Source organism: Chitinophaga varians, from assembly GCF_014529945.1.
GTDB lineage: Bacteria > Bacteroidota > Bacteroidia > Chitinophagales > Chitinophagaceae > Chitinophaga > Chitinophaga varians.
In genome coordinates this window covers 318,968-335,104 of record NZ_JACVFB010000001.1, presented here as the reverse complement: position 1 = coordinate 335,104, position 16,137 = coordinate 318,968, and the positions used below count along the sequence as shown (strand labels likewise).

At 50.9% G+C, this 16,137-nt stretch carries 18 protein-coding genes; 12 read left to right on the top strand and 6 right to left on the bottom strand.

Annotated features, from left to right (window positions below; all coding sequences use genetic code 11):
- Window positions 1–107 precede the first annotated feature (107 nt).
- Window positions 108–1,745: an FAD-dependent oxidoreductase gene (locus ICL55_RS01300; protein WP_188094236.1), complete on the bottom strand. Its 1,638-nt coding sequence runs from the start codon at window positions 1,743–1,745 to the stop codon at window positions 108–110.
- 104 nt (window positions 1,746–1,849) lie between these two features.
- Here ICL55_RS01300 and ICL55_RS01295 point away from each other — a divergent pair, with 104 nt between their 5' ends.
- Together ICL55_RS01295 and ICL55_RS01290 are read left to right on the top strand one after the other, a co-directional pair.
- Window positions 1,850–2,812: a helix-turn-helix domain-containing protein gene (locus ICL55_RS01295; RefSeq protein ID WP_188094235.1), complete on the top strand. Its 963-nt coding sequence runs from the start codon at window positions 1,850–1,852 to the stop codon at window positions 2,810–2,812.
- Between the two features lie 5 nt (window positions 2,813–2,817).
- Window positions 2,818–3,180 carry a hypothetical protein gene (locus ICL55_RS01290; RefSeq protein ID WP_188094234.1) on the top strand — a complete coding sequence of 121 codons (363 nt, stop codon included), beginning with the start codon at window positions 2,818–2,820 and terminating at the stop codon, window positions 3,178–3,180.
- Window positions 3,181–3,228: 48 nt separating this feature from the next.
- Here ICL55_RS01290 and ICL55_RS01285 read toward each other — a convergent pair whose 3' ends face one another.
- Window positions 3,229–4,608: an ATP-binding protein gene (locus ICL55_RS01285; RefSeq protein WP_188094233.1), complete on the bottom strand. Its 1,380-nt coding sequence runs from the start codon at window positions 4,606–4,608 to the stop codon at window positions 3,229–3,231.
- Window positions 4,609–4,760: 152 nt separating this feature from the next.
- Here ICL55_RS01285 and ICL55_RS01280 point away from each other — a divergent pair, with 152 nt between their 5' ends.
- The 4 genes from ICL55_RS01280 (at window position 4,761) to ICL55_RS01265 (ending at window position 7,639) form a co-directional block, all read left to right on the top strand.
- A complete protein-coding gene (locus ICL55_RS01280) occupies window positions 4,761–5,162 on the top strand; it encodes a DoxX family protein (protein ID WP_188094232.1) in 402 nt (133 codons plus the stop codon).
- 109 nt (window positions 5,163–5,271) lie between these two features.
- Window positions 5,272–5,610, top strand: a complete 339-nt coding sequence (locus ICL55_RS01275) for a YciI family protein (RefSeq protein ID WP_188094231.1) — start codon at window positions 5,272–5,274, stop codon at window positions 5,608–5,610.
- A 50-nt stretch (window positions 5,611–5,660) separates the two neighbouring features.
- Entirely contained in the window at window positions 5,661–6,881 is a 1,221-nt protein-coding gene (locus ICL55_RS01270) for an RNA polymerase sigma factor (RefSeq protein WP_188094230.1), read from the top strand.
- A gap of 89 nt (window positions 6,882–6,970) precedes the next feature.
- Window positions 6,971–7,639 (top strand): dihydrofolate reductase family protein, encoded by a 669-nt coding sequence (locus ICL55_RS01265; protein ID WP_188094229.1) that lies wholly within the window; start codon window positions 6,971–6,973, stop codon window positions 7,637–7,639.
- On the opposite strand, the gene ICL55_RS01260 is transcribed toward ICL55_RS01265, so the two are convergent.
- Window positions 7,634–8,566: a helix-turn-helix domain-containing protein gene (locus ICL55_RS01260; protein ID WP_188094228.1), complete on the bottom strand. Its 933-nt coding sequence runs from the start codon at window positions 8,564–8,566 to the stop codon at window positions 7,634–7,636. The two genes, ICL55_RS01265 and ICL55_RS01260, sit on opposite strands and share 6 nt — an antisense overlap.
- 24 nt (window positions 8,567–8,590) lie before the next feature.
- Entirely contained in the window at window positions 8,591–9,670 is a 1,080-nt protein-coding gene (locus ICL55_RS01255; protein ID WP_188094227.1) for an aldo/keto reductase, read from the bottom strand.
- A gap of 154 nt (window positions 9,671–9,824) precedes the next feature.
- Between ICL55_RS01255 and ICL55_RS01250 the strand changes: the two genes are divergently transcribed.
- From ICL55_RS01250 to ICL55_RS01230, 5 genes are read left to right on the top strand one after another with little or no spacing between them, the layout of a single operon-like run.
- A complete protein-coding gene (locus ICL55_RS01250; protein ID WP_188094226.1) occupies window positions 9,825–10,388 on the top strand; it encodes a TetR/AcrR family transcriptional regulator in 564 nt (187 codons plus the stop codon).
- 56 nt (window positions 10,389–10,444) lie between these two features.
- On the top strand, window positions 10,445–11,404 hold the full coding sequence (locus ICL55_RS01245; RefSeq protein ID WP_188094225.1) for an alpha/beta fold hydrolase: 960 nt from the start codon (window positions 10,445–10,447) through the stop codon (window positions 11,402–11,404).
- 45 nt (window positions 11,405–11,449) lie between these two features.
- The gene (locus ICL55_RS01240; RefSeq protein WP_223151254.1) at window positions 11,450–12,901 is read left to right on the top strand and encodes an MFS transporter; all 1,452 of its coding nucleotides are present in this window, start codon (window positions 11,450–11,452) and stop codon (window positions 12,899–12,901) included.
- Window positions 12,902–12,932: 31 nt separating this feature from the next.
- Window positions 12,933–13,325 (top strand): hypothetical protein, encoded by a 393-nt coding sequence (locus ICL55_RS01235; RefSeq protein ID WP_188094224.1) that lies wholly within the window; start codon window positions 12,933–12,935, stop codon window positions 13,323–13,325.
- Between the two features lie 22 nt (window positions 13,326–13,347).
- Window positions 13,348–13,794: a hypothetical protein gene (locus tag ICL55_RS01230; RefSeq protein ID WP_188094223.1), complete on the top strand. Its 447-nt coding sequence runs from the start codon at window positions 13,348–13,350 to the stop codon at window positions 13,792–13,794.
- 9 nt (window positions 13,795–13,803) lie between these two features.
- On the opposite strand, the gene ICL55_RS01225 is transcribed toward ICL55_RS01230, so the two are convergent.
- Both ICL55_RS01225 and ICL55_RS01220 read right to left on the bottom strand, forming a co-directional pair.
- Window positions 13,804–14,319 (bottom strand): VOC family protein, encoded by a 516-nt coding sequence (locus ICL55_RS01225; protein ID WP_188094222.1) that lies wholly within the window; start codon window positions 14,317–14,319, stop codon window positions 13,804–13,806.
- The gene (locus tag ICL55_RS01220; RefSeq protein ID WP_188094221.1) at window positions 14,316–14,783 is read right to left on the bottom strand and encodes a DinB family protein; all 468 of its coding nucleotides are present in this window, start codon (window positions 14,781–14,783) and stop codon (window positions 14,316–14,318) included. Before ICL55_RS01220 ends, ICL55_RS01225 begins: the two co-directional genes overlap by 4 nt.
- A 73-nt stretch (window positions 14,784–14,856) precedes the next feature.
- On the opposite strand from ICL55_RS01220, the gene ICL55_RS01215 reads away from it, so the two are divergent.
- The gene (locus ICL55_RS01215) at window positions 14,857–15,957 is read left to right on the top strand and encodes an acyltransferase family protein (RefSeq protein WP_246496136.1); all 1,101 of its coding nucleotides are present in this window, start codon (window positions 14,857–14,859) and stop codon (window positions 15,955–15,957) included.
- Window positions 15,958–16,137: the final 180 nt, after the last annotated feature.

Genomic DNA, 16,137 nt, shown 5'->3' with positions numbered 1-16,137 from the left:
GATACCTGCCCACCAAAAAAGAAACCATGATATCAACTACTAAATATCAAAATAATACAAATAATAAAATTTACATCTATGTTCAGATTCGAACAACTACTGTTCACTTATGACAGCAGTTCCTTCAGTGGCAGCTGAGCGGCTTTTTCCACGTTGCCTCTCCAGGCAACGAAGCCGTCGGGCCTTACGAGCAGCGCATCGCCGGGCATAGCGCCGGTAGCTTCTTCCCACTGCGCCACTATATTGCCGGCCAACGGGAACACCCGTACGAAAACAGCGTGTTCATTCAGCGCCTCCTGCCAGGGTGCGGTATCGCCATGCACAAAAAGCGTGAAGCGTCCTTTCAGCAGATCGAGGGTGGATTGTTTACGGGCTTCATCCAGCCACAGATGCGGCACCCTTGTACCAGGAAGGCCATACAGCACTTTTTCAGCCGGCGCCGGCGGACATTCCGAGGCCACGGTCACCGGGTATTGATAATCCGGTATCCCGATCAGTGTGCGTATGTTTTGCGTCAGCGTCATCTCCTGCTCCTTTATCGCCTCACCGTCCTTTGGTGGCGCTGCTGCCATTCGCTGCATGATCTCTTTCTCTTTCAGGATGCCGCGTTCATCTGCCAGCTTTGCTGAAGACAGGGCATTGAACAGGCCTATCGGCTGCCGCTCCGTGGTATAGGATCCCAGCAGTGAGGGGGCGGCATGACCTTTTAACACCGCCGCTATTTTCCAGGCCAGGTTCTGCGCGTCCTGGATGCCTGTATTGGCGCCTTTGCCGCCGTAGGGCGTCATCACATGCGCGGCATCGCCGGCGAGGAAGATGCGGCCGCGCTGCATGGTGTCTGTCACGCGGACAGTCATCTCCCACGGCAGTACGCTCAGGATACGCATAGGCAGTTCAGGCATGCCCAGTGCGGTATGCAATAGATGGACCAGCCTTTCTTCCGTATAGTCTTCTACCCGCTCCCCATTTTCGGGATAGTACCGCAGCTGATACACCCAGCGGTCGCTGTTATTAATGGCCGTCACAAAACCGATGATGCCGGGCGTGTCGATGATACAGATGCTGAACTCCCGATCCAGCACCAGTTCAGCCATATCGGCTTCGAAATAGATATTGAGGAAATCGGCCAGCACGCCCGGACCGGTAACCGGGAGCTGTAATTGTTGTCTGACCGGGCTTCCGGCGCCGTCAGCGGCAATGAGATAGTCTGCCGTCACGATAGTGGTCTCGCCTGTTTCCCGGTCGCGCAGTACCGCTTTCACGCCGTTGTCATCCTGCGAAAAAGAAATCATCTCGGTGTAAAACAACAGGTCCGCCCCCCGCTCCTCCGCGGCTGCGCGCAGTACCGGCTCTGCGAGGTCCTGTGTACAACGGGCGCCGGTTTCCGGCGTCAGCGCCGCCAGGCTTTCCAGCCCCTTCAGCTGACTGGGATAAGTGATACGTCCCCCTTCCCTGGGCTTCAGGTCCTTTAACGCTGCCGTCAGTGTGTCCGCCCGTAACACGCCCCAGGCCGGCCCCAGTGCTTTACCAGCTTCCCGTACCGCCTCGCCGATGCCCAGCTCCCGGAACAGCTCCATGGTACGGATGTCAAAACCGCGCGCCCTCGGGTGGATGGACGTACCGCGGTGACGTTCCACCAGCAACGGCCGGATGCCCTGTTGTAAAAGAAATAAAGCGGCCGAAAGACCGGTAATACCGCCACCGGCAATCAATACCGGTACCTGCAGCTGATGTTGTGTTGTCATGAAAAAATGTTTTCACAAAATTGCCGGTTCAGCGACGGGACGGGGTGCATAAAACGGATAAATAAGTACCATTTTTGTAACTGTTTCATCCTACATTTGTAATCATGCAATCCTCTGCAAACCATAACGCCGCTTTCAGAGACGCCTTCCTGATCCCTCAGGGAGAAGTACATCAGTACCGTTTGCCGATGCCGGACATAGACGGTAGTGGCAGGTTCGTCCTCTGCGAGGATATGGCCATCGCAGACGGCAGCGTGGTGGCCGGTCCCCCGGAGTTCTCCTGGCAGCATTATAACGAGAAGACTTTCGTGGAGCTCAATTTTGTGATGTCAGGACAACTATACCAAACCCATGAAGGACTGATATCACGCCAGCTGTTCACACAGGGATACGCCAACCTGCTGTTCAATCCCCAATCCTGGGAGAAAAATGAACTGGCCGATAACAAAGGCTTTCGCAATCTGGGCGTGCATATCAAACCGGAGAGAATGATAGCGCTGCTCGACAGCTACGCCCCGGAGTTACACCATCTGACAGATAGGATAGCAAAGGGCACTCCATTTGTCGTGCATTCGCCAACGGCCTACTTCACGCCACGGTTGCAGCACACCCTGGACCACCTATGGGAAAGCCCTCTTCCGCAGGGGCTGAAGCGGTTGCATTTTGAAACACAGATACTACAGTTGTTCGGCCTGCAATGCGAGGCATTACTGGCTGCCCATAAACCAGCCGGCGCGGATGCGCTCCGTACCGCCGACCGTGAGCGACTACATCATGCCCGGCAATACCTCCTGGAACACCTGGCCTACCCTCCTTCTCTGGCCGAGCTGTCACGCGTATGCGGACTGAATGAATTCAAGCTTAAAAAAGGTTTCCGGTTATTGTTCGGACAAAGTGTTTTCGCTTTTGTCAGCAACGAAAGACTGGCAGTCGCCCGCGAACAGATATTACAGGGAGAACATAATATTTCCGAAATCGCCTACGGCCTCGGCTATACGCATCCGCAACATTTCCACCGGGCGTTTAAAAAGAAGTTCGGTATTACGCCCATGGGGCTGCTCAAATGATGATCATGCATCCCGACACCGTACAATATATCCTGAAATACTATAGTACCCTGATGGAAAGTAAAATAGGGTTGATCGTTGACTGTACCCTGCGCATCTACAAATACAAAAAACTCAGGGAGAGCTACCAGACCAACGATACCCTTACCCGGCATTATCGGGAGGCGGGCTGGATAACAGAGAATGAAACCGTGCAGACATTGCTGGAAGATGGCATCGATAAGTTTGAATTGGAAGTAGCCATGCGGATACAGTACCGATATGGTGACAAGATATTCTTCAATCGCTGCCCCCAATGCGATAGGCTGGCCAGAACACCGCAAGCATGCCAATGCAGGTATTGCGGGCATCGTTGGCGTAAGGAATAATAGAAAAGGATTTAATTAATTGGCCCCTTTTGCCCCTTTATTGCCCCTTTAAGGCCTATTTTGCCCCTTTATTGCCCCTTTAGCACCCTTAATTGCCCCTTTAGGTTTCGATAGTACATAAAAGGTACCTCTACCGGTTGAACCCACCTTTTTAATCAACTGCTTTAACAGCAATGCTTGCAGATCTGACGTTGCAGTCCGTTTAGATACCGAAAAGTAATCCTGATATTGTTTATTACTTATCTGAAGATGCTCCTTTATGAACATAAGCGCCTTCACCTGACGATCTTCCAAACCTAACCTCCTCAGATTTTCAATTGTATAGGTATCTTTATAGAACACAATACTAAAGCCACCCTGTTCCTCCACCATCACCGGCTCTGGCAGCCCAGCCTCCACACAAGCCTCCACAATTCTGTTAATACCCCTTCCCCACGACTCGATGTAACCAGCTTTATAGAATATATTAGCGATATTTCTGTTTCTGGGATAAGACGAGTGGTTTTCCCTTAATGCATCGATTTTTAATTCTTCAGGGAGATTACCTGGGTTCCAGAGATGTAAACGGTCATCGAACACGCGGAGGAAAGTATATGTACTCGAATAGTCCCTGTGTATGATGGCATTACAGATCGCTTCTCTAAGCGCTTCTTCGGGATACTCCAAAGGCTCCAACCGTTGTAGTCCCTGATAAGATATAGGCCGGATAAGATACTTCCGGTCCAGTAACTCCATCACACTGTCAGCCATGCTGAAAATATTGGTTTCTATCATGTCATGAAACAACAGGTCATGGTTTGACTTGCCGAATCTACCAATCTTAAAGCTCGCTGTAATGGAAACTCTTCCCAGACGTTTTCCGAACAATAACAGCGCGGCGTGGGAGAAGTCTCCTGTTGGCGCCATCAGCTCCAGCTTTTTCAGCAAGGAGAGGGTGTCCAGGGTTAACGCTTCTGCCGGTATTCGCTCTTTCATCCGGGCTTTTCGAAGAAAAACATCGATCGTTTCCCGGTCAAAATCCTCTATGGTGGCTCCCTCCACGGGTAACTCCTCCCATTTCTTACCGATCTTTTTCAGTAACAGGTTCTGCAACGCAATTCCCTTCAGTTCCTGCCTGGTACTGCCGCTACGATAGTGATAAACACCATGATAGGCAATAGGCACTGTGCTTACCGGGACGACAATCTCAATATAATAATGGTGTTCCCGCTGATGAAGGTTAACATCCACTACCAGCCCCAGATGGTTCACAGTCTTATTAGGTATTTCATCCATCAGCTTTCGATAATCGTCTACTCCCACTACCATTCCCTTATCGTCAAAACCGATAAATATTCTACCTCCCTGGGCATTTGCAAAACCACAGATCCATTTCAGGTGTTCATCCCTCCAGGATGTCTTATATTCAATATTTTGTTGTTCAGGCATAACAATACTGGATAAGGCGCGAAAGTAGGGCTCACGGCTCCGCTAAATCCCCTATTCCCGTAAACCGATCTGTATTAACAAAAAACCTTCCCTCCCCTGTCTCATTCTCTGCCCCTCAGTCATCATACTGATGAAACAAAAATTATTTCATTATGCAATCAAATGTTAAGGGCCGGAACATCGCCTATTGGACCACTACCGGTTTACTGGCCGCCGGCATGCTCTCCGGTGGTATTGCTCAACTGATGCGCGCTCCCTGGAATACACAGGGTATCATTCATCTGGGGTATCCTGTTTACGTAATGACCATATTGGGCACCTGGAAACTATTGGGCGTTACGGCGCTGCTGATGCCCCGGATGACGCTGGTGAAGGAATGGGCTTATGCCGGGTTCTTTTTTCTGATGACCGGCGCCGTGATCTCCCATCTCGTAAGTGGTGATGGGCTGACAGCGGTGACCGCGCAGAGCATTTTCGTGGTACTCATCGTGCTATCCTGGTATCTGAGGCCTGCTAACAGAAGAATTACCGCCTTAACAAACATGCCGGAATAATTGTATGTTTATCTACCGGAAATTATTTTTTTTAAAAGATGTCCAATTTTTCATTTTCCAGTCATCCTATGTATGTTATCTTTTTACATCACTTTAATTGAATGATCCGATGAAAGAGTTCATGTTATTATTCCGCCAGCCCAGCTACGATTATAGTAATGCTTCCCCCAGCGAGATGCAGGCCCTGGCACAGAAATGGAAAGACTGGGTTAATGGTATCGTGGCACAGGACAAACTGTCCAGCCATGGCCCTCGCCTGTCGCTGGAAGGCAAGGTATTGAAGTCCGGTGGCGTGGTGACCGACGGCCCTTTTGTGGAAGTCCGGGAAATACTCGGTAGCTTTATCATCGTGAAGGCCGAAGACCTGGAAGCGGCCACCACCCTGGCTCATGGCTGCCCTGCCGTAGAGATGGGCGGCAGCGTAGAGATCAGGCCTTTGTATATGTAATCGTAAACAATTTTATCGCCACCTGCCTTGCGGGCAGGTGGCGCCCTGTTATGGAAGCAGCACCTTCACTAAAACAATTATTTCAACAGGAATTCTCCCGCATGGTGGCAGTCATCAGTCACCGTTTTGGATTGCAGCATATCGAAACAGCGGAAGACATTGTCAGTGAAACATTCCTCGTGGCAGCAGAAACATGGGGCCTGAAAGGGGTACCCGATAATCCTGCTGCATGGCTCTACGCCGTAGCGCGACAAAAAACGTTGTACCACTTTCGGCGCAACAAAATCTATGAAGAAAAAGTAATGCCCGCCATCAAAGCAGGTCAGGCATCAGAAGAGACGCTCGATTTCTCCGACCAACATATACGGGACAGCCAGCTGCAAATGATTTTCGCCATATGCAATCCGGCTATCGCCAGCGAAAGCCAGATAGGACTGGCGTTACGCATACTCTGCGGATTTGGCATCGACGAAATTGCAGAAGCCTTTCTCACCAGTAAAGAAACCATCAATAAAAGACTGTTCCGGGCGAAGGAAAAACTCCGGACCGCACAGATAAAACTGGAGATGCCCCCGGAGAACATGCTCGCCGAACGACTCGATAATGTACTGCATGTCATTTATCTGTTGTTTAACGAAGGATATTATTCGGGCACTCAAAGTCGCGTGCTGCAACAGGAGCTGTGCCTCGAAGCGCTGCGGCTGGGGCTGATGTTGGCCGATTACGAGAAAACCAGTCTGCCTGCTACCAACGCATTGATTGCCCTGATGTGTTTTCATGCCTCCCGGTTTGAAGCACGCCAAAACGACGAAACGTCGCTGGTGCTCTATGAAGAACAGGACAATTCCCAATGGGACCAGGCACTGATTCATCAGGGTGTTCGTTACCTCGAACGTTCTGCGCAAGGCGGACAACTAACCTCTTATCATCTCGAAGCCGGTATCGCTTACCGGCATTGCCAGCAGACGGACACACCTGAGAAATGGCAGGACATCCTACAGCTGTATGATCAGCTGCTACAGGTGAACTTCTCCCCCGCCGTAGCGCTGAACCGCGCCTATGCCGTTTACAAAGTACACGGAGCACAAACAGCCATCGATGAAGCGGAAAAAATTCCGCTGACCAACAATCATTTTTATTTTGTGTTGTTAGGCGAGCTGTATAAAAATATCCAACCGGACAAAGCGGCCGCCTGCCTTCGACAGGCCTTGTCGCTGGCCCGCTCCCCCATAGAGAAACAACAAGTGCTGCGTAAAATAGCACTGCTGTAAACTGCCGTAATCCCACCCTCAAAAAGTCGCATTTACACAGTATGCAGGTTAACTACCTCCTGTATTTTTGTAGTACAAATTCAGATGTTATGCGAAAGATCATCATCATAAATTTTATTACGCTGGATGGCGTGATACAATCACCCGGTGGGCCGCAGGAAGATACCTCCGGCAAATTTCAATGGGGTGGCTGGGTGGCTCCTTTCGGAGACGATATCCTGCACGAGAAGCTGACCGATGTAATGAGTCAGCCTTTCGATTTGTTACTGGGCAGACGCACCTACGATATTTTTGCTGCCCACTGGCCGCATTATGACGATCCTATCGGTAAAAAATTCAACAGCGCAGAGAAGTTTGTCGTCTCGCATCATGATATTCCGTTGCCATGGCAACATTCAACGCTGATTACCGATGATGTGGTGGCGCAACTGCAAGCGTTGAAAAAAACCGGGGGCCCTGATTTACAAGTCTACGGCAGCAGCCAGCTGACACAGACATTACTGAAACATCAGTTGGTAGATATCGCGCATTTGTGGCTCCACCCTGTCACCATCGGTTCGGGCAAGCGCCTGTTTGAGGACGGCACACTTCCCGGTAGCTGGAAACTCACAGACGCTACCCCTACTTCCACCGGGGTGATCCTCACTACCTACGAAGCTGCCGGAGCATTGCATACACGGGCTATTGAAGCGAAACCACCTTCCACCGAGGAACTGGAAAGAAGGAAAAAAGTAGCGGCAGAAGATGCCAAATTATAAGGTGTTAGTCCCTGCTTTGAGGGATTGACGATAGGCCAGCGGCGATAAACCCGTCTTACTTTTAAAGAGGCGATTAAAAGATTGTGGTTGCTCAAAGCCCAGTCTGTAGGCGATATCCGCCACGCTCCATTCTCCGGCGCCCAACAGGTCTTTTGCTGTTTCGAGCAATTTCCGGTGGATATGTTGCTGCGTATTTAATCCGGTATTGGCCCGCAGCAGATCGCTCAGATAATCAGGCGAAAAATGCAATTGCTCAGAAACATATTGCACGCTGGGCAATCCCGAGCGGGCAGGCGCGTCGCTATCGAAATACTGCAGCAATACCGTGTCGAGGCGGTTCAGCAGGCCATGGTCATCTTCCCGTTGCGCGGCAAACTGGCGGTGATAAAAACGATTGCTATAGTCCAGCAACAGCTCCAGCCCCGATACCAGCAGGTCCTGACTGAAGCGGTCGGCCGGTGTGTCCAGCTCCAGGCCTATCTGTTCAAATATTCTGAGGATCACGGCTTTTTCTTTCTCTGTCAGATGCAATGCTTCTGATACGGCATAGGAGAAGAAACCATATTGTCGGATTTTCTTTCCCAGCGGGTGATACCGGATAAGATCAGGATGAAAAAAAATGATCACGCCCGACAGGCTTTTTTCCGGCGATGCGCCGGAGATCAGCTGTCCCGGCGCCATAAAACACAACCCACCTTCTTTGAAGTCATAATAGTGCTGGCCATAACGGACCATGCCGTTGGTCTTATGAATAAAAGAAACCTTGTAGAAATTGAGCATGATACGCGAAGAAAACTCACGCTGGAACTGCATCCCTTCGTAGCTGACATAACTGATCAACGGATGTTGCGGCGCCGGCAGTCCCAGTTCGTTGTGAAAAGAGGCGATATCCGGATATATCGCCGGTGATGGCATTGTTTTCTTCATGCCATAAAAATAAGACATATCGTGTCAATAATGATCGTTCTCCTTCCTGGGAAGGATGGCCGGCAACACGGAAGCCTGTCCGTTGATGGTAGCGCCTCCCTGCGCAATATGCCGGGCATTGGCCAGTAAGGTGTACGGGAAAACAGGTTCCGGCGCCGACAGGGCGTCCAGCTCCGCCATCACCTGCGGAGAGAGGGTTACTGACAATGCCTGCAGGTTCTGTTGCAGTTGCTCCGCGGTACGGGCGCCGATGATGGTGGAAGTAACCCCTTCCCTTGCCATCACCCAGGCCAGTGCGATGGCCGATGTGGGTACACGATAGTTGGCAGCGATGTTGTTCAGTGCCTCCGTCAGGTCGTACACCTTTTCACTGACAGGCCCGTTCGTTGAACGTTTGCTAAGCGTTTGGTCTTTATTCTCCCGTGTATATTTTCCGGAGAGCAGCCCTTGTTTCAGGGGCGACCAGGGCATGACGCCCAGTTGCATCTCGCGGGCCATTGGTACCAGTTCCGCTTCCACTGTTCTTTCCAGGAGAGAGTATTCTATCTGTAAGCCGATAAAAGCGGGCCAGCCCCGGAAGTGTGCTATCGTCTGCGCCTCCGCAATTTTCCAAGCCGGCGTATCTGACACCCCGATATACCTGATTTTCCCTGACTGCACCAGTTTTTCCAATGTATAGAGCGTTTCTTCTATGGGCGTGTGCGGGTCGAAGGCGTGCATCCAGTAGAGGTCTATGTAATCGGTTTGCAGCCGCCGCAGCGATGCTTCCAGCGACGCGATGATTGTTTTCCTGCCTGTACCGCCGCTGTTAGGGTCTCCGGGCCGCATGCTGCCGAAAAACTTGGTGGCGATCACCAGCCTGTCTCTGTTGATGTGGCTTTCTTTCACATAATCTCCGATGATTTTTTCTGAATGTCCTCTGGTATAAATGTTGGCCGTGTCTATCATGTTGCCACCCTGATCCAGGTAGGCTGCCAGTATCTCTTTGGAGGTTTCCGGTGAAGCACCGTAGTGCCAGTCTGTTCCGAATGTCATGGCGCCGAGCGTCAGCGGGCTCACTTTCAGGCCCGACCGGCCCAGGGTGCGATAATGTGTTACATCCATCTTTTTTTACTTTGACAACAAAATTCCGTTAACCTTAAAACGGGGAAGTAACCGGATCAGGGATTAATATAACCGGAAACAGGATTCCTCATTTTTAGATAGACCTCTCTATTTTTTAAAAATGAGCTATATTTGCTTTTGTAAAAACAGTTTTATGAAGGAAAAAGTAAAAGTGCGGGACCGGATATTGAATGTGGCGACGGAGTTATTCTCCCGGCAGGGCTTTAATCAGACCGGCATTAACCAGATCATTGCCGAAGCGGATATTGCCATTGGTTCCCTGTATAATCACTTCCCCTCCAAAAACGACCTGTTACTGGCCTATCTGCAGCGGAAGGAAGACGAATGGTTTGAAGGCTATGAGCGTTGCTGTAAGGGCGCCGGCAGTGCCAAAGACAAGATCCTGAAGTTTGTGGACTTCCGGATAGAGCAACAAAAACAATCCGATTTCTGTGGTTGTCCTTTTACCAAAATTATTTCAGAGATGGGGTCCGGGGAGGCGCAGATACAGGAGATGGTAGCTTCCCATAAAAATAAACAACGTGTATTGCTGCAAGGGCTGTTCCGGGAGCTGAAAGACACCGGTGAGCTGGACAGGAAGCTGCTCGCGGAAAATTTCTTTCTGATGGTGGAAGGCGCTACTGTCAATACCACCATTTCCAGGAATATGCAGGCGCTGGAACAAGTCCGCAAATTCATTAAAAAATTAATCGATTAATTTTTTTCTTCTCACATAAATAGATATATCTATCTATTTAAAAAAAACGATATAATATGATACCCAGTGAATCAACATTCAATGGAACGTACCCCTATGCGCCTAAGTTTTCCGACGCGCCGGGGTTCAGGATGCATTATGTAGACGAAGGCAGCGGACCCGTAGTGCTTTGTCTGCATGGCGAACCTACGTGGGGTTATTTATTCAGGCATCTGATTGCGGAGCTTTCCCGCACCCACCGGGTCATTGTTCCCGACCATATGGGATTCGGAAAAAGTGAAACGCCGGCAGACCGTACTTACTGGCTGCAGGACCATGTTGACAATATCGAGCGACTGGTACTGGCACTGGACCTCCGGGAAATTGTACTGGTGATGCATGACTTTGGCGGACCGGTAGGCATGGGACTCGCCGCGAGACAGCCGGAGCGGATCAGTGCTGTTGTCAGTATCAATGGACCGGTACCTTTCGGTCAGCCGGAGCTGGGCGACGCGCTCACCGCCAATACGCAGGAGTCTCCCTGGTTCAGCTGGATTGTACGCGCTGCGCAGGAAGGCCGGTTAGAAACCGTGCTGAATGAAACCGGCTACCATATCCTGAGCACGCTGAAGCTGAACGGATTTGAAAATAATGCGCTGATTACGCCTACCTGGCTGGAAGCCTATGGCAGCCCCTTCCCCACTGCAGCCGACTGTCGCGGTGTAACAGGCTGGGCGGCCGGTTTCGCCACAGGGATGCATCAGTTTGCGGTACCTACCGCCGAAGCCAGAGAAATCATCAGCCGCCTGCCTGCTATGGCCATCTGGGGCATGGAAGACCGCACCCTTCACGGAAAATATTTCCTGCCACTTTTCCGGTCGCTGTTCCCCCACGGGAAAGTGTATGAGCTGCCGCAAACAGGGCACTACAGCCCGGAAGATGCGCCTGATGCCGTTGGCAGCCTGGTGTCCCGCTTTCTCGGTATACCCTCCGGCGACAGAATATCCGCCACACACGATATGTATGAATCGTATTAATTTTTTTGTTTAAAAATAGATAGATCTATCTATATAATTTATTGTATGCAAAACAATACATCAAGATGGTTATCGATGGCCATTGTATCTGCGGGCATCTTCCTGGCGGTGATTGACATCTTTATCGTCAACGTAGCGCTGCCGGCCATCAAAAGAGGATTAAACGGCACCAACAGCGAACTGCAGCTGGTGGTGGCCATCTATCTGCTGGGTTATTCCTGCCTGCTGATCACCGGCGGGCGACTGGGCGACTATTACGGCCGTAAAAAAATCTTCCTCACCGGCATGTTTCTGTTTACGGTGGCTTCCGGGTTTTGTGGTCTCGCGCAGTCAGGCCTTCAGCTCAACATTGCCCGGTTCGTACAGGGACTGGCAGCAGCGCTGATGACGCCACAAGGCGTGTCTTACATACAGGTGCTTTTCCCCGAACCAAAAGAAAGGATGAAAGCCATCGGCATCTACGGCATCATCGCCGGATCTGCTTCCGTGATAGGGCAGTTTCTCGGCGGTGTGTTGCCAGACACCCACTTCGCCATCGACGGCTGGCGGCTGATATTTTTTATCAACCTCCCGCTGGGCCTTCTCTCACTGGCCTGTGCCGCTATTTTCCTGCATGAAACACCCAGGAACACCTCGCAGCGGTTCGACTATGGCGGCGTGGCGCTGCTGACACCAGCGCTTTTCTGCCTGGTATTTCCCGTGATACAAGGCCGCGAACTGGGCTGGCCTGCATGGAGCATTATCCTTTTCCTGGCAGCGATAGCGCTGCTATTCTTCTTCAGCCGCGACCAGCAACGGAAACTCGCGGCAGGGAAAGCGCCGCTCATCGATGCACGCCTGTTCCGCAACAAAGACTTTCGCACCGGGCTGTATGCTTCCATCTTTTATTTCCTGGTACAGGAATCCTACTTTCTGATCACCGGCGTGTTTTTCCAGGACGGACTGGGCCTCGCATCGCATACAACCGGCGCGTACTTTGTATTTCAGGGCATCGGTTACGTGATAGCCTCCATCCTCTCCGTTAAACTGATCCCTGCTCTCGGCAAGAAAGTGTTGATGGCCGGCGTGACGATCATGATTATTTCGTTTGTGCTGCATTGCCTTTTCCTGGTCACCCGCAGCGTGCCGCCTTATGTGTTCTCCGCCATCCTGTTTACCTACGGCGTAGGATGCGGCGCGGTATTGCCATCGCTGCTCGCATTTTCCCTCAAAGGTATTCCGCATGAATTTGCCGGCGCGGCCTCCGGCACCTATTACACCGCACAACAATCAGCCATTGCCATGGGTGCTGCCGTGGTGGGCGGCGTGTTCTTTTACTACGCAGGCGCCACGCCCGGACTCCCGGAATATGTCACTGCTTACCGTGCCGCCGCTATTTTTAGTATAGCCATGCTCGTTATCGTGCTGATTTGTTTGTATAAAATGCCCGATCATCAGACATCAACGCCAAAACCCGCTCCCGGGAAAAAAGCACGCCCCGTTATGAACCAGTCATGACAAGCAGGAAATTTTTTTATCAATATTAAAAATGAATAATATATTTACCATACAAGCCTCACTGACCCTAACCAGTGAGGCTTGCTACAAATCCCGTTACCTAAAAGCAAACACCTATGTCCCTTGTGCTGAAGACGTATTCGACCCTGTCAACTGCTTTATCAATTACGAGCGAGGCGAACGATGCATCGTTGGAGACCTGCGTAGCGGCTGCATGGAGCCGGGCTGGTTCCTCTTCCTGCCGGACATACTGGTGCATGGTGTACGCATTGCCGACATTGAAACGATAGCGGTAGCCGGTGAAACAATGCAGCATACCATGCTGATCAGAGAACTGAGGAGAAAGACGCGGGAATGGTTGGAAGATAAGTTAAACCTGATGCTCAGCCGGGAAACACTGACTATTTCAAAAACACTCAGATAAAAATCCATTATATAAACCACCTATGAAAAAAATCTTTTTTCTGGCCGCGACCGGCCTTTCGCTGTCACTGTTGAGCCACCACTGTTCTGCACAGGAATTTAAAATCAGGGAACTGGAAGGTTACCTGCAACAATCCAGATCACAGGTAGCTGCTGCTTTCAAAAGCAAACAGTTTGTTTTTCAGGAAACCGACGAAGTCATTGAGTCCTTTAAGAAAGGTGGCGTCAATGCCAGCTACATGTTTACTCCTGAAAACAAGATAAAAATAGTCAGCTGGAGTGAAAGCGCAACGGTGCGACCAAAGATCATTGCAGAGCTAAAAGCATCCGACTACGTGCTGACCAAGGTCATAGACAACGGAGGTCCTGTCGGGAATATCTTTGTGAATACTGCGAAGGGATTAAAAGTAGTTCTGACGCTGATTCCCATGACACAAAAAGTTCACGTCATGGTCAGCAAAAACCAGTAGTCGATACCGTTAGATACCATGTACATGACTGTACGTGGTATCTTTCACAATATCCATGCAATGGGATTGATTACCGCTGCCAAAGAACAAATAAGGCAATGGCCCATGAGCGGCCATCGTAGGGAAACCGTCTGCCGTATCGAACGCCAGTCCGCTCCGTTTCAGTAACCTGATTAATGCTGCCTTGTCCGGTGTATATAAAGCGAGAAAGGCAGGGCCTTCCCCTTTCGCCAGATGTTGGCGATAGGCTGTGGTGAGTTCGTCGCGGGCATCCGTGGCGGTGATCAGCTCCAGTTCGGTACCGTCTGTGAACTTCACATGCATATTGCGGATACCATTAGTATGTGACCGTCCGGGCTTCAGCGCAAATCCTAATGCCTTGAACCGGGCAGCCGCACTGTCCAGGTCTCTCACGGCAACGGGTATATGATCAACACCGGCAATCACCGGCTGACCGGAGGTTTGGGCCGATACCTGTAATACGGAGCCAATGGCCAGGCATAAAAAAAAGACACCGCGGATCATGCGTCTTTAATCATTTTTTTGATGATAACGATTTGTCCGAGATGATAATGGGTATGCTCAACGATGCCCGTCAAATTGCGGTACCAGGTACCATATTTCCCATCGGTGAAATCTTCAGACAGCAGCTTTTCATCCAGTCTTTCTACCAGACCGGCAAAGCTTTCAGCCTGCACGAGTGCTTTGTTCACCAACCGCTGCCAATCCTCTTCCGAAGTGATGGGTGGTAAATCGAAACTAAATTTATCACTGGCCTGTAAAGGTCCTCCCTGTAGTACCTTCAACACCGCATCTACATAATAGTTAACATGGAACACCAGCACGGCAATAGTATTCAGGCCATTTATGGGAGTGGTGGCCATCTGCCAGTCGACATCGGTGAGTACATCTTTCAGATTAACGGAGGTCCAGTTACCTCCGAAATGCACGTCGCGGAAGTGTTTGGCCATTTGCTGCGGGGTGGTCATCTTTTTTCCAAAAGATACAAATAATTCCTATTTGTAGTTCCGGGGCCGGCGTGTTATCTTGTGCGGATTCGATATGGAAACAGGGACAATGACAACAGGGGCCGCGCCACAGATACAGACACCGGCCGGCAAACAACATTTCGCGATACTCGACGGGCTGCGGGGCATAGCCGCCATTGTGGTGGTGATTTTCCATTTCATGGAAATTGTTTATTCCGATTACAGTAAAAATTTTGCAGGGCACGGTTTCCTGGCGGTAGATTTTTTCTTTTGCCTCTCCGGCTTCGTCATCGCCTATGCCTACGATGACCGTATGCCACAACTGCGACTCCGGGACTTTTTCCGGTCACGGTTGATACGCCTTCATCCGCTGGTGGCACTGGGCGCCGTGCTGGGCCTGCTCACCTTCCTGTTTGACCCGCTGATGGGACCACCCGCCGGCTACGGCTTCGGTAAAATAACGATGTTGTTTATCACCACCCTGCTGCTGGTCCCCTACCCGGTGATGCCGGAACGATTTTTTAATCTCTTCTGTATGAACGCCCCCGCCTGGTCGCTATGGTGGGAATACATCGCCAATATCTTCTACGCGCTGGTGTTATGGCGACTACGCCGTCACCTGCTGCTCGTACTGGGCTTCATCGCCGCCGTGATATTAACTGTGGTCGCTTACAAAGCAGGCAACCTGATGGGCGGCTGGAGCAAAGACACCTTCTGGCAAGGCGGCGCGCGACTGCTATATTCCTTTACCGCAGGCATGCTGGTCTACCGCTTCCGGTTGATCATCCCCAACCGCCTCGGTTTCCCCGGCGTTACACTATTGTTGTTGCTGGGCTTATTCATGCCGTATTTCCCGCATAACTGGCTGGTGGAGCTGGTCATCGTACTGTTTTATTTTCCTGCACTCGTAGCCCTCGGCGCCGGCGCACGGCTGGCACCCTGGCTGGAAAAGCCCTGCACGTTTTCCGGAAAAATCTCCTATCCCCTATATATGACCCACTACGGGTTTATGTGGATCTTCGCCCACTACCTGGAAGTATACAAACCGGCAATGTCGACGCTGGCGATCGTAATACCCGCTGGCGTAATAGCGCTGATGATGTTAGGCTGGATAGCGATGGTTGGATATGACCAGCCCCTTAGAAATTACCTGAGCCGGATTTGGAAAAAATAATTATTCCGGTCCGGCGCGCGTTCCGTTCCCAGGGCTAAAGCCCTGGGCTACGATGTTGTTCAATTTCTTTAACCAGAGATGCTATATATAGCGGACAGCCTTTTAGCTAGTGCGGGTAAGGGCATGTGCCGGTATTGACGATGTTTGATTTTTTGAGTGCACGCTATGCCTAACGATGCG

Bases quoted from the DNA above. Each gene is read 5' to 3' on its own strand.
- ICL55_RS01300 (WP_188094236.1), bottom strand. From the start codon at position 1,745: ATGACAACACAACATCAGCTGCAGGTACCGGTATTGATTGCCGGTGGC.
- ICL55_RS01295 (WP_188094235.1), top strand. From the start codon at position 1,850: ATGCAATCCTCTGCAAACCATAACGCCGCTTTCAGAGACGCCTTCCTG.
- ICL55_RS01290 (WP_188094234.1), top strand. From the start codon at position 2,818: ATGCATCCCGACACCGTACAATATATCCTGAAATACTATAGTACCCTG.
- ICL55_RS01285 (WP_188094233.1), bottom strand. From the start codon at position 4,608: ATGCCTGAACAACAAAATATTGAATATAAGACATCCTGGAGGGATGAA.
- ICL55_RS01280 (WP_188094232.1), top strand. From the start codon at position 4,761: ATGCAATCAAATGTTAAGGGCCGGAACATCGCCTATTGGACCACTACC.
- ICL55_RS01275 (WP_188094231.1), top strand. From the start codon at position 5,272: ATGAAAGAGTTCATGTTATTATTCCGCCAGCCCAGCTACGATTATAGT.
- ICL55_RS01270 (WP_188094230.1), top strand. From the start codon at position 5,661: ATGGAAGCAGCACCTTCACTAAAACAATTATTTCAACAGGAATTCTCC.
- ICL55_RS01265 (WP_188094229.1), top strand. From the start codon at position 6,971: ATGCGAAAGATCATCATCATAAATTTTATTACGCTGGATGGCGTGATA.
- ICL55_RS01260 (WP_188094228.1), bottom strand. From the start codon at position 8,566: ATGAAGAAAACAATGCCATCACCGGCGATATATCCGGATATCGCCTCT.
- ICL55_RS01255 (WP_188094227.1), bottom strand. From the start codon at position 9,670: ATGGATGTAACACATTATCGCACCCTGGGCCGGTCGGGCCTGAAAGTG.
- ICL55_RS01250 (WP_188094226.1), top strand. From the start codon at position 9,825: ATGAAGGAAAAAGTAAAAGTGCGGGACCGGATATTGAATGTGGCGACG.
- ICL55_RS01245 (WP_188094225.1), top strand. From the start codon at position 10,445: ATGATACCCAGTGAATCAACATTCAATGGAACGTACCCCTATGCGCCT.
- ICL55_RS01240 (WP_223151254.1), top strand. From the start codon at position 11,450: ATGCAAAACAATACATCAAGATGGTTATCGATGGCCATTGTATCTGCG.
- ICL55_RS01235 (WP_188094224.1), top strand. From the start codon at position 12,933: ATGAATAATATATTTACCATACAAGCCTCACTGACCCTAACCAGTGAG.
- ICL55_RS01230 (WP_188094223.1), top strand. From the start codon at position 13,348: ATGAAAAAAATCTTTTTTCTGGCCGCGACCGGCCTTTCGCTGTCACTG.
- ICL55_RS01225 (WP_188094222.1), bottom strand. From the start codon at position 14,319: ATGATCCGCGGTGTCTTTTTTTTATGCCTGGCCATTGGCTCCGTATTA.
- ICL55_RS01220 (WP_188094221.1), bottom strand. From the start codon at position 14,783: ATGACCACCCCGCAGCAAATGGCCAAACACTTCCGCGACGTGCATTTC.
- ICL55_RS01215 (WP_246496136.1), top strand. From the start codon at position 14,857: ATGGAAACAGGGACAATGACAACAGGGGCCGCGCCACAGATACAGACA.